We start from the raw sequence: 12,809 nt of genomic DNA on the forward strand, positions 1-12,809 counted from the left end.
AGTGAGACTATGATCAGAGGGGTTTTGACCCCCACCAATCATTAGCCATCAGGGTGTTAGTTAGCGTCTGATATCCCCCACTTAGCTTCCTTATGTAACTTGAAGCTTGAAGTGGAGAGCTTACAGACGGTTAGCACCGTGATAAATGGTGGTCTAATTAGAAAAAGCCTTTTCTGATTCAGCCTGAATAGTCTTTAAAGTGTTTTCTATACTAGAAGTACTTGGGTCATATACGAATTCCCAAAGACTAGTTGTTGCCGCGTCTACAATTGTTGCTGGTGTTGCCTCATAATATCGAATCATTGAAAGGTGATCATCGCTATTGGCCTTTTCAGTGATATTCTGGTTTGTTTCATTTCCTAATTCAACACCCTCTAAGAAACCAATACCCATTTGATCTGCGTAAGCTTGTTGTTGTTCCTCTCCATAATATTCTCTCAATATCTTAATTGCGTTATCCTTTTCTGAACTGGCAGATGAGATTGCGATCGGAGAAGTTTCATAGAATATTACAGGTTTTTGAGAACTTTCCATTGAAGGCAATATAAATCTACTATAATCTTTCTCAGCCTCTAACCCAAAATCTTCCTCTAAATTTTTTGTGAATCGAGTAGATTCATATGTCATAGCAACATCACCATTCGAAAACTGTTTTGCTCTAGTCATATGGTCTACTGGTTCTGCAAAGTAGCCGTTATCTAGCATTGATTGCCATATTTCCATAACCTCAACTACTTGTTCATCTTGATATGAAATTTCTCCATTAACTAAACTTGTGTACAATTCTGGATTATAAGCTGCTATCAATTGTTGGAACCATAAAAAACTTGCCCATCCAGCATCTTGCATCCCAATTGGAGTGATATCTTCAGATTTTAAAGTCTCACACAATGCAAGAAATTCATCAAAAGTTTTAGGAACTTCTAAATTATATTTCTCAAATATTTCCTGGTTATAATATATTCCATTGTATAAAACGGTGGCGGGAGCACCATATATTTTGCCATCTACTTTAAAAGCTTCGGCTAAATCGGGATTTACTCCAGCTGGAATATAATATTCTTCCCATTCGCTTGTTAAATCTTCAATATTACCTGATTTAGCTATATCTTCCATCCGGTATCCGCTCCACCATGTAAACATACCAGGAGAATTTTCCTGTCCAAGTGATTGTTGGACAGCTGTTTGGAAAGCAGTCGTATCAGAATAGCCGACAAAATTCAATTCCACCCCGATATCTTCATTAATTAACTCTGAAATTTCACTATATGCTGCTTCATCGTCAACTTTATCGGAAAAGAAATCTACTGTTTCATTTCCCGATCCCGAAGACTTTTCATTTTCCCCGCTACAAGCAGTAAATAAAACTAATAAACTAGTGATAATAGACCCCAATAATATTTTTTTCATTTTCATTCCCCTTTTTTAAGTTAGTAAAAAGAACGTATCATTCGCTTAATTACTTTATTACGAAATGTTTTTACAAACCCTTATACGGCTAATGGAAATTTCACCGCGTTATATGATATTAGTTTTTTAAATATTAATTAAGACAGTTTGTATATCATTTTTGTTCACCTTAACTGTTATACTGTTGTCTTTGCTTTTAGTTTTTTGCAAATCACCATTTGCAATGTTAGAAGTATAAGCATTTTTTATGGCTACATCTTTAAAATTCAAGGTTACGGTAGTATCTACACCCGCGATTTCTTGAAGACGAACATTAAACAGATTACTTCCTGTTTTTCTTATCGCTAAGATTTGGATATTATCTTTATCTGACGTAACAAACGAGTCACCGGAATTCTCAATATTATACGGAACTGTTACACTGGATAATGGATGTTGGACTTTTGATCCAAACTTATATGCTTCTATCGGATCGAAGTCACCGGAATGACTTGAAATACTATAATGAAATTCAATTTCTCCCCCTTGTTTATTCGGAAAGTTTGTATCCCATATATTGTGTAAGGCATACGAATATATAGTTTGAGCTTCATTTACAGGAAGAGTTGTTTCAAATGGTGCATAAGGAATATGAATATTTTCTAGTTGAATTAATGGTGCCTCCATTGTCCCCCAGAGCACTGTGTACTCAGGATTGCTGACTGAAAGCCAATGTTGAATGGCTTTCATATAATGACATGAACCTGGTACGTGAGGATCTTCTGGCGACACATAATCACCAGTTGTTTCATATCTTAACTTTCCACCTTCCACATTAAATGGAAATGGTATATAAACTGCTTCCTTTGATTCTGTTTCCGCTTTCATTAATCGGTTAACGATATCTATTCTCTTTAAATTCCTATACAAAGTTACCTCTTGTTCAATCCACTCACAGCCAGGAGCATGTAGAGTGATTTTCATCTTTTGAAAAACGGCATTTGATTCACTTTGCTCTACTTTTGCAAGATGTGCCGTACTACGTTTTCCCAGAGTATTTGAATCACCTGTTGTACGAGAAGATAAGTGATTAAAACGTGGAGCTGTAGTATAACTGTCATAGACATATTGATTTAATTGAAAAGGTGATTTGGAATTTACAATCTCTTGATTAATTTCCTTATCTATTATGTTAGTAATCCCACCTGTTTCTTGATCAAAAATGATCTTGTAAAATCCATTCTCTAATATATTAGATTCGTTATCTATTACATCTGAGTGATACACATCCTCATTAGTGGTCTCTAAAACATGATAGGTTTTATATCCAAATGAAGGAGTGTTTTCTGCAACAAACTTGATAAACGCTCCACGTGGCTTTGGTGTGCTTTCCATTCGTAAGTTGATAGAAAAAGTAATCTCCTCACCACTCATGTTATCAACAACATGAAAAGGTTTCCTAACATCAATTTTTCCAAATGGAATAAAAACAGTTACTATGTCGGTTCTTTCAAACGACTCTGGATTATAAACTACAATAGAACTCATGTTTTCAACATGTTCGCAGTCTAACAGGTTAAGCAGTAAATGCTTAGACCTTCTATATTCAGTTAAACTCTGATTATATGCATTCAGCGCAAAACCCTTTTTAGTGCTCCATTGAATTTGTCCTGAAGTATTATTTGATAGTGATTTGTCCCACGGATTCCAAGCTCCCCAAGTATGTTCATCAAATAGCACCATATTATCAAATGCTGACTGAAGTTCTTGTTGTGGATAATCATACGTATTATCATGCATAGCTGCTATAGAATGAAAAGCCTCTGCAAATCTCAAAAGATGATGAGACTTACGATTTATACCGTTCGGATATGCTCCCTGGCCAATACCATCTGCCCACCAGTCGCTCCAGTCTCCTTTGAAAGTAGGTATATCTAGATTTTCTTTAGCTTCAACGCTTTCAAAGAACTGCTTGTTTGTAGAAGTTACTATCTTGGGATAAGCCCATTTTTCATTCCATTGTTTGGCGACTTCTGATGGAATTATACTTGGTCCAGCATTATCCCAATGGGAACCTTGAACCCGAAGATGTAATGTATCTAATGTATAATCCTCCTCTGCTAATTGTTCAAACAACTCAGGTAACTTCCTGAAAGTCTCTTCATAACTATCAGCGATTCCCAGTCGATTTCCCTCCATGTAAATACCGTGCGGTGTATCTGTATACCATACTAGAACCTTTTGCCCGTTTTCTTGGAGCCAATAAAAGGGGCGTTGCAATTTTTCGCCTGGAAGTAAATGAGGAATGGACCGCCCTGCATAATTATGAGCTACGGACAAATATTTAATATCCATTTGAGTTAAACATTTTAAAAATCCCTTAGTATGACCAGGAACATCAGTCTGTAAAACTGTATCTATTTCGATACCATATTCATCCCGAAGTTGCTGGGTTGTTTCAAAGGTCCGCGCTAGTTCATCTATGTGGTACGCTTCGGTGTGCATACTCATATAGGCTCCCGCTACTTCGATACGTCCTTCTTTAATTCTCTGCAACATCTTTTCAATCTGTCCCTTTGGTCGGCTTTTCAACCAATATTTTAGAGGCCAGGTTACTTCTATTACCCATTTAAAATTGGTATCCATGTTTTTTTCGTCTATATCACATAACTCTAGAACTTGGTCTAGGTATAACAAATGATGTTCTAATACCTCATATTGGGGATCGGTATATCCAACATCTAGATGAGAATGTTGTACTACATGAACAGTCCAATGTTTTTCTGGTAAAACTGTGACTGTATCTCCCATTTCATTCGAATTCCAACGTAATACTACACGATAACTGGTTGGTTCACTTACTTCAGGAACATACATCTCTAAAGTTGACCGTCCCGCCCCAATTTGTCCAACATATTCAACAATTTTGTCATGTTTACTAGTGAGAACCAATTCCGCACCAGAAATTCTTTCTTCCAATTCAATATTTACTAAAACAACTTGTTTTAATTCACTCTCTTTTCTTACAAAAAATACTGTATTCTCTGCAGAGAAACTTATAACTTTTGCAGAATTTTGAGAATCTTTAATTTTGGCATTATTTGTCAAGATATATTCCTCCATTCTAAATGCTTCATAATTTAGTTACCTCCCATACTATAAACCGCTTTCAAAGTTCAATAAGTAAACTGACAACTATTTCATTTCTACCTAAATTGTCATTTCGATATATTGTTATAACATTATGTTCATATTAAGCATATATTTATAAAAAGTCAATATCATTCTTGTAATTATATTTTAAAAATTAAGCAAAATGAGGTAATTGCTAACTATTACTTGGTTATCATGACCCTATTTATCTTGAGCATTACCTCCATCTTAGAAATGTTCAATAAAACATAAAAACTGCCTCAAATTTAATATTGAGGCAGTTTTATTCATAAGGTTTTCCTATACTCTCAGAATAGGAAATTATTTATTTTTCTTATCCTTCATAACTACTTCATAGTCATACTCTGCACTTCCACCCTTACCTGCTTCTGGTGCATAAGTAACCATCATTAATACTTTAGAGTATTGAGAGCTTTGTAACATATCACCAAGTTCTACCCTATCACTTTTTCTCATATTTAGTAGATCTGGGAATTTAATGACTTTAACATGATTGTCTTTACCTTTAGCTTTCCCTTTCTTAAATCCGATGAACTGAACTTGATAATCGACATATTCCTTTGTTACTTGTTCTAAACTCATAAAACCATCAGTAGTTTCCATTGCATCAATTAACTCGTCATTTATTTTAAGGTTGGATAAGTACCATCCAGCATCATTATAACCCCAGTCTGTCATGTAACGGAATGCCAAATGTACCTTTTGACCAGCATATGGAGAAAGATCAAAACTCTCTGTTGTCCAACCATTTGAGCTTCCGGTTAAGCCTGGTACATTTTCTTTGATAGTTGGATATCCATCTTCAACTATATCACTACTTGTGTTTTCATTTTCCAAGGAAGTCCATGTTTCTCCATCATCCGTTGATACTTGAACAACACCGAAATCCCACTGTTCTTCAATCTCATATTTTGTTTCAAAAGATAGGGTTGGATTTGTTTCACCTGTTAGATCAAGCTCTTTTATTAAGAAATTATCTGCCTGATCTCCTTGATTCCCCCAAAGTACCTCACCTTTATCCGGATCACTTGTTGTTGTCCAGTTTGTGCCAAGGAAATCAATACCTTTAAAATATAAATGATCTACCTTCTTATCAGGTGTAATGAATTTAACATCTGTTCCCCAAGCCGGTGCAACAGCTTCTAATTCTGCTGCTACATCTAAATCAGGGTCTAAGTCTATTGAATTAAAATTAAAGGTTTTACTATCCCCTTGATAGTTTCCATCTAACATTAATGCGATCATAAAATCTTGATAAACTGCATGAAAATCCCGATCGCTTCCCATCTCTTCAAGAACTGCATTAATACTATCGATCCCTTGTAATTGATGTTCAAATTCTTTATCAAGAAATTCTGGTCCATATTGTTCATATAAATAAAGTTGGAATAGATAAGCAATTCCATAGTCACCTAGAATTTGAAGATCTGACTGATCTCCCCATTGCGTTAAGGAGTTTTTAAGATTACTCATAAGAAAATCAACGTGTGATGTGGAATGGCCATATCCCACTAGATATTGTGCAAAATCTGATAACCCTTCATTTATAAAATTTTCTTCTGCCGAGTCACTGTCTCGGTGAAGTAAATGTTGGAATTCATGTGCAAAAGTTCCTTCATACATGAAAGGTCTTTCAGCATCAGGACCTGTACGATTTGCCCAATCAAAACTGTCAATTGTCATAACATTTCGATCCGTAAAATCACTGATAGTAGAAGAAAAATATCCTGCAATATAACTAGGATAGTTCGGCTCATAATAACTATCATCTTTTATATTATCTATTAAGATTACGACACGCCCAGATTCATCTTGATGATATTCAGGAAAAGTCGCCTGTTCTCCCTTTCTTTCAGTAGGAGCATCAAAAAATTCAACTTCTTGTTCATATATATTTTCATCAAACTCATTTAATAGATAGTTCACTTGTTCATCGGTAACTGCTGATACTCCATCAGCATTCCTTGGATCTCCTTCAGGATACTCCAGATTATTTGCAACCCATACCTCTCCATGTTCACCTACGCCTTTGAGCGTAAATTCTGTAAGTACATATTGTCCTGTTACATTATTAACAGTAACCCACGGTTTAGTAACACCTACATCATCGGGTGTAACGGCTGAAGATGCCTTAGCTTGTCCACTTTCTGACAATTCTTCTTTGCTTACATCATACTCGTCAAAATCAACCTTCCCTTCCCTTAAGACCTCTTCAACAGTTTTAGATCGAAAATCTGAATCTACCTCTTGCACTTCCGGATTTGCGTTATATCCCTTCGCTTTTGCACTTACTATAGTAGGGAAAAACATACTACCTACTAGAACACTAATAGATAAAACGGATAAAATCTTTCTTGATTTTTTCATTTTCTTCCTCCTTCACTTTTATGTAATACCTACTATAGTATCAATAGATTTGTGAATATTTTGTCATAATTAGACTAGTAGATTCGTTTTTTTATCGTTAAAATCTTATCTTTTTCAGCAACTATTTTAGAAAGAATATTTTCATGTTGTAATGAGTATCGAAGGTTTAGTGCTGAGGGCCGTTATGTAGAAAACAGGTCTTAAGCGGGATGCCATAGGATGTTAGGTAGTGGTCTTTGTCTTTGCTGCCTTACAACCTATGAGCAGACCTTTAGGCAACCCCATTCTTTATCTTTGTATAACTTCCCTAACCCATATGGGAATAGACTCAGACATTATCATTCTTCAACCTCCTTTAGTTTATATATAAAGAGGCAAATAAACTGTATAATAAACTTCCTCCTCTATCTAGGTAACATTTAAACATGTGTTTTTTTCTCTTTATCTATAAATCAAAACTACTTATTTTTATACATTGGAGGTGGAAATATGAGTGATAACATCTAAAAAAGCAATATCTAGAGGGTTCAAACAAAAAAAGGGGAAGTATAATGACTCCCCCCTGATACTCTCACACTTACGTAGTGGTTCTTTGATTTTTTAATTTTGGCAACAAGACCCATAAATAGGGAACTAACATTAGCGCAGCAGGAATGATATAAAAAACCCATAATCCGTATACACCTAAAATAATTCCTATAATTATTAAAAAACCATCTATGTTTCCTTTATTTTCTATTTTAAAAGAACCAATAATCCCCATAACACTTCCTATAATCGCTAATATACCAAAGTTACCCAATGTATAGGAATCATCTACAAAGGCAAATAACATAGCTGTTAAAGATATTAATATCCCTAATAAACCACCAATCCTAATTATAACTTTCATTAAATATACCTCCTATTAGTTAAAAAATAATTTTAATATATCATCTAAAAACATCAATACAATAAGATCCCAGATTAATACTGTCCAAAAGAACTTACCTCTATAAAATATAAATATAACACTATTCACTATTCCTACGAATGGAAAATAATAAAAGACTAGGTTTGCTACTAGCATAGAAAAACTATGGTCATGTGAAGAAGCCCATGTGCTGATTACGAGTCCAATGATAGCTAATCGAGCAACTATTAATACAAAGAATATTGATATTTTAAAGCGATTTAATAATTTAAATGGTTTAATATTATCTTTCATGTGTAAATTTGTGTCACTATCACCTCTTAGCTCCTTGAAATTATCTTCAAATTGATCAAAACTTGTTTTGCATTCCGCACAGTTCTCAACGTGTTTATCTATAATTATTTTGCTTTCTTTATCTACCTCGTCATAAAGCGGAATTAACTCTTGAACTAATTGATGAATTTCTTGCTTCATAAGAATTCTCCTTTCTCTGATTTTATAATTCTCTTCCTTACTCTGAACAAACGGGTTTTTACTGCATTAGGAGAAAGAGAAACGAAAGTCGATATTTCTTCATATTTGAAACCATAATATTCTTTTGCAATTAATATAGTTTTATCTAGATGATGTAGTTTTTCGAATATATTGACTAAACTGGCATTAACTTGAGTAATAGATTCTGGATCAGCATTAGAAATTAAGAGGTTACTAATAATTTCATCGTCTTCGAGTAATGTAGGGCTTTTTTTTCTGTAATAATCAATGTAAGCATTCTTTGCGCTTTTACCCAGCCAACTCTTCAAGTAATTTATTTCTTTGATTTGTTCAGGATTTTTAAGAAGCTTTGAAAATACTTCTTGAATTATATCTTCAGAAATAAATTCATCTTTAGTTAACGTTATTAAAATTTTTTTTAGATACCAATAATTTTCTTTATAAATGTCCTCAATACGTTGAAAAGTATCCATACATATTTATCCTTCCTTTACCCTTATATGTGAGACGGTCCTCAAATAAAAAAGTTACAAGTCTCGGAGCAAAAGGCGCTCCTGTAACAGTCATTATAAAAAATGATGGAAATATTAAAGTAATTAAAGGATTTAATAAGCAAGATTTGTTTGAAAAAAGCAAAGGTCTGCAAAACCTTAATCCTCGGTTCGAATCCGAGTGCTACCTCTATTATTTCACTAAAGAAATTATAAAAAATTGTAGTGGAGATATTATCCACTACAATTTTTTTAGTTAAATTATTTCATTTTTTCTCTCTTTATAGGATCTAAATAGAATTTAGCTGAAGGGTGTCTCAATACTCAAACACCTATTCTATTTTAATATTTTGATTTTTAGATAAGAATTGAGACGCTTATAATAGGGAATTGAAAGAGAATATTTCTGATACAATACAATTAAACAAACGGGCCAGTTAACGGAATAAGAATAAAAGATGAATCCGAATAAAAATCGAAATCATCTTTTTTATTTTGCCCTATCTACTGCTTACTCATATAGGCATTGCCCCATGACTTTATGGATTTAAGCACTGGGACAAAATCTTCTCCAAGAGCCGTCAAATAATATAAAACCTTCTTTGGGTTATCGTTTGTTTCTTTTCTTTCAATGATGCCATCTACTTCTAGGTTTCTAAGTTGTAGTGTAAGAATGCGTTGGGTAATTCCTGGTATTTCACGGCGCATTGCGTTGTAATACATTGGTGAATGTGACAATAAATATAGAATGATTCCCTTCCATTTACTTCCTACTACATGCATCGCTAACTCAATTGGGCAAGCGCGCTCCACGGTTAACGTACAGGTACCATATTGATCGTTTTTAAAGTCTGGCATTTTCCCACCTCCAATGGGTAGTTACAAAAATGTGCCTTCTTGTTACTACCCTTTTTTCTTACTAAACTTATAATATCAAATAAATGAAAGGAAGGTAAATATCAATTGGAATTTGTACAAATCTCTGAGCATGTTTATAAACTTACTTATGAAACTGTCGTTGGCATTCCTGTTAAAATCAATACATGGTACGTGGTGGATGGTGAGGATGTTTACATTATTGATACCGGAATGGAAGACCATGCACAAATGCAGTTGAATGCGGCAAAATCTTTGGGTGTTCCCAAAAGTATCTTACTGACACATGGTCATCTGGATCATATTAATGGTGCCAAGTATTTACAAGATGAATTAAACATTCCTATTTATGCGCACGAAGTCGAAATTCCGTTTATTAATGGTGAAAAGCCATATCCAAACAAATCAGAAAAGGAGACAACTGGTGTTGAATATCGAGTCGAGGCTTTGAGTGACAATATCATCAAAACGTTACCTTTGGACCTATATTTAACACCCGGTCATGCACCAGGACATGTAATATATCATCATAAAGATGATAATGTTTTGCTAGCTGGAGATTTATTTATTTCTCGTTCTAAAACCTTACATCCGCCAATTAAAAATTTCACGGTCGATATGAGTGAAAATATTAATAGCGGAAAAGTTATAGATGAAATTAAACCTTCTATCATATCTTCAGCACATGGCGAAGATGTTAAATACAATGATGAATTGTATACCATTTATAAATTTATATATGAATAGGAGATAGAAAGATGAAAATACAATTATTTCAAATTGAAATTATAGAAGGAGAAGTTAAACAAAACGAAAATCATATTAAAACTTTATTTGAAGAAAAGCTCGAAACTGATACTGAGATTGTTGTAATCCCTGAAATGTGGAATAACGGTTATGATTTACAGCATTTAGTAGAAAAAGCTGATATCGATTTAACAAGAAGTCTTCCTTTTATCCAGAGCTTAGCCACCAAATATCATGTGGATATTATTGCAGGTTCAGTTTCAAATAAACGTGATGACAATATATATAATACGGCTTTTGCAGTATCAAAAACGGGCGAGCTGCTTTATCAAAAAGATAAAACCCATCTCGTGCCAATGTTAGATGAACATTATTATTTAACAGGTGGAAATGGTGTTCCAGAAGTATTTGAAATTAACGATACCAAGGCGAGCCAAATTATATGTTATGACTTACGTTTCCCAGAAATTACACGTTACCCAGCATATCAGGGTGCAAAGATTGTATTCTATGTTGCGCAATGGACAACAAAAAATTTAAACCATTGGAGATCACTATTGAAAGCTAGAGCAATAGAAAATGGCATCTATGTCATTGCATGCAACAGTGTGGGGGATGTGAATAATGAAAATCATGTCGGTAACACGTATGCGGGACACTCAATTGTCATTGATCCAAACGGAAACATTGTAGAAGAAGCAGGCAACCAAGAAGCAACCCTAACAGCAGAAGTCGATATACAAAAGGTAGCAGAACAACAACAAAACATTCCCATATTTGAAAACCTGAGACCAGATGTTTATAAGTATGCGGAGTAGTGATGTGTATATAGAGTAAGGGTAACATTTCCGAACACGGGAAGGTGTAAAATATCCTTCCCGTGTATTTTTGTCATTTGTACCGTGTTTCCTTGTATTTTTAATACTACACTAACCCCTTTTTCACCAAACGGGCGCAATTGTGGCAAACCATCAGTCTAATTTTTCCTTTAAAAGAAGGAGAGATTGGGCTTTTCATATTTATTTCCAGTGCAAAATAAAATCTAAACTGACATATATGCCCTTGTTTATACATTTTGTTTGCTTTATTTTATTCATTTTTTTCTGTTGAAATTACAGGAGATCCATTCTGATCTAACAAAGGAGTTAAACCTCCTGAATAACGATCCCAACTGTATAAATAATTTATCCCCGTCTCTTTATCTACTAATATTTTACAACCAGAGCTTGATCCATTTTTATAAATAACCTTAAACCTGCTATTTGATTTTGACTTATTAAACATGTCCGTTTCTCCTCTCTATATTCTAAGCTATGAAAACTTACTCTTACAACAAAAGAGAATCAAGGGTTGAGTAAATCTTTGATTCTCTTCTGTAATGTCAATCACTAAACATATATTCTTGTTTGGCCATTAATAAACTATTTTTTCGTGTTGCTATAAGGCTCTCAGTTGCATTTTCTTTTTAAAAATTGCTTACTGATAAAGAAATGTCGATTGCTGCAATTACGGATTGCTTCCCGATAAGCCGTACTGCCGTAAACAAACATCTGCATGTTCTTTTTGAGGCTGGACAGGAAACTGAATTATTTCACTGGTGAGCAAAAATAGAGGGAAGTTTTTTTTAAAACTGGGAGAGAGAATAATATAAAAGGGTTGTTTAGAGTTTTTAAACAACCTTTTTACTATCTGAAACCTTATTGGAACAAACGTAAATGAGTGGTAAAATGAGGTTTCCACATGTCCCATGTGACTTGTTTCAAAATAGGAATGGAAATTATGAGAAGAATCGGTTGTGTAAGGGTCAGTTCGATTGATCAGAATCCTGCAAGACAATACAAGCAACTCGAAGAAATAGGAATGGATATCATATTTGAAGAAAAGTTATCCGGAGCTACAAAAAATGTTAGATGAACTACAGGCCGATGATACGATTTTTGTTACAGACCTTACCCGGAGTACAAGAGATTTATTTGAATTGGTCGATGACATCAAGCAAAAGAAGGCAAATTTGAAGTCCTTGAAAGATACCTAGTTAGATTTATCCGAAGACAATCCCTATAGTGAGTTTTTAATGACTATCATGGGAGGCTTAATCAATTAGAACGTGATCTTATTGAAGGAATAGGACTTGCCAAAAAAGAGGGGAAATATCGGGGGCGGGTAAAAAAATATCATTCGAAACATGAAGGCATTAACTATGCAGTGGAACTTTACAGAGAGAGAAATATGACTGTTAAAAAAATTTGTAAAATCACAAATGTGTCAAGATCGGCTTTGTACAGAAAATTGGCAGAAAGAAAGTAAAGAAGCTAACCACATTAAAAGGTAAATATTTCCTATAGTGGCCCTTCAAT

General features: G+C 34.2%; 10 protein-coding genes and 2 pseudogenes. 4 read left to right on the forward strand and 8 right to left on the reverse strand.

Going from position 1 to position 12,809, the window contains the following annotated elements; translation table 11 throughout:
• Positions 1-153 precede the first annotated feature (153 nt).
• The 7 genes from BM121_RS07580 to BM121_RS07610 form a co-directional block, all read right to left on the reverse strand.
• Complete coding sequence (locus BM121_RS07580) at positions 154-1,410, reverse strand: ABC transporter substrate-binding protein (protein WP_175495361.1); 1,257 nt, start codon at positions 1,408-1,410, stop codon at positions 154-156.
• A 126-nt stretch (positions 1,411-1,536) separates the two neighbouring features.
• A complete protein-coding gene (locus BM121_RS07585) occupies positions 1,537-4,497 on the reverse strand; it encodes a glycoside hydrolase family 38 N-terminal domain-containing protein (RefSeq protein ID WP_175495362.1) in 2,961 nt (986 codons plus the stop codon).
• Between the two features lie 366 nt (positions 4,498-4,863).
• Positions 4,864-6,930 carry a choice-of-anchor J domain-containing protein gene (locus tag BM121_RS07590; RefSeq protein WP_091482935.1) on the reverse strand — a complete coding sequence of 689 codons (2,067 nt, stop codon included), beginning with the start codon at positions 6,928-6,930 and terminating at the stop codon, positions 4,864-4,866.
• A 577-nt stretch (positions 6,931-7,507) separates the two neighbouring features.
• Complete coding sequence (locus BM121_RS07595; RefSeq protein ID WP_091482937.1) at positions 7,508-7,822, reverse strand: hypothetical protein; 315 nt, start codon at positions 7,820-7,822, stop codon at positions 7,508-7,510.
• Positions 7,823-7,837: 15 nt separating this feature from the next.
• The gene (locus tag BM121_RS07600) at positions 7,838-8,317 is read right to left on the reverse strand and encodes a zf-HC2 domain-containing protein (protein WP_091482939.1); all 480 of its coding nucleotides are present in this window, start codon (positions 8,315-8,317) and stop codon (positions 7,838-7,840) included.
• Positions 8,314-8,811, reverse strand: a complete 498-nt coding sequence (locus BM121_RS07605) for an RNA polymerase sigma factor (protein ID WP_091482941.1) — start codon at positions 8,809-8,811, stop codon at positions 8,314-8,316. Before BM121_RS07605 ends, BM121_RS07600 begins: the two co-directional genes overlap by 4 nt.
• 522 nt (positions 8,812-9,333) lie before the next feature.
• Positions 9,334-9,687 carry a winged helix-turn-helix transcriptional regulator gene (locus BM121_RS07610; protein WP_091482943.1) on the reverse strand — a complete coding sequence of 118 codons (354 nt, stop codon included), beginning with the start codon at positions 9,685-9,687 and terminating at the stop codon, positions 9,334-9,336.
• A gap of 105 nt (positions 9,688-9,792) precedes the next feature.
• Between BM121_RS07610 and BM121_RS07615 the strand changes: the two genes are divergently transcribed.
• Positions 9,793-10,452 (forward strand): MBL fold metallo-hydrolase, encoded by a 660-nt coding sequence (locus tag BM121_RS07615; RefSeq protein ID WP_091482945.1) that lies wholly within the window; start codon positions 9,793-9,795, stop codon positions 10,450-10,452.
• 11 nt (positions 10,453-10,463) lie between these two features.
• A complete protein-coding gene (locus BM121_RS07620; protein ID WP_091482947.1) occupies positions 10,464-11,270 on the forward strand; it encodes a carbon-nitrogen family hydrolase in 807 nt (268 codons plus the stop codon).
• Positions 11,271-11,541: 271 nt separating this feature from the next.
• On the opposite strand, the gene BM121_RS07625 is transcribed toward BM121_RS07620, so the two are convergent.
• Positions 11,542-11,736 carry a DUF6440 family protein gene (locus BM121_RS07625; RefSeq protein ID WP_091482949.1) on the reverse strand — a complete coding sequence of 65 codons (195 nt, stop codon included), beginning with the start codon at positions 11,734-11,736 and terminating at the stop codon, positions 11,542-11,544.
• Positions 11,737-11,921: 185 nt separating this feature from the next.
• Here BM121_RS07625 and BM121_RS22400 point away from each other — a divergent pair.
• Positions 11,922-12,023: pseudogene (locus tag BM121_RS22400) on the forward strand (transcriptional regulator); the annotation flags it as partial.
• 208 nt (positions 12,024-12,231) lie between these two features.
• Positions 12,232-12,759 (forward strand): annotated as a pseudogene (locus BM121_RS07635) (recombinase family protein).
• The last annotated feature ends 50 nt before the right edge of the window (positions 12,760-12,809 follow it).

The sequence above is a fragment of the Gracilibacillus orientalis genome, from assembly GCF_900114645.1.
GTDB lineage: Bacteria > Bacillota > Bacilli > Bacillales > Amphibacillaceae > Gracilibacillus > Gracilibacillus orientalis.

Bases quoted from the DNA above. Each gene is read 5' to 3' on its own strand.
- BM121_RS07595 (WP_091482937.1), bottom strand. From the start codon at position 7,822: ATGAAAGTTATAATTAGGATTGGTGGTTTATTAGGGATATTAATATCT.
- BM121_RS07610 (WP_091482943.1), bottom strand. From the start codon at position 9,687: ATGCCAGACTTTAAAAACGATCAATATGGTACCTGTACGTTAACCGTG.
- BM121_RS07605 (WP_091482941.1), bottom strand. From the start codon at position 8,811: ATGGATACTTTTCAACGTATTGAGGACATTTATAAAGAAAATTATTGG.
- BM121_RS07580 (WP_175495361.1), bottom strand. From the start codon at position 1,410: ATGAAAAAAATATTATTGGGGTCTATTATCACTAGTTTATTAGTTTTA.
- BM121_RS07590 (WP_091482935.1), bottom strand. From the start codon at position 6,930: ATGAAAAAATCAAGAAAGATTTTATCCGTTTTATCTATTAGTGTTCTA.
- BM121_RS07600 (WP_091482939.1), bottom strand. From the start codon at position 8,317: ATGAAGCAAGAAATTCATCAATTAGTTCAAGAGTTAATTCCGCTTTAT.
- BM121_RS07625 (WP_091482949.1), bottom strand. From the start codon at position 11,736: ATGTTTAATAAGTCAAAATCAAATAGCAGGTTTAAGGTTATTTATAAA.
- BM121_RS07620 (WP_091482947.1), top strand. From the start codon at position 10,464: ATGAAAATACAATTATTTCAAATTGAAATTATAGAAGGAGAAGTTAAA.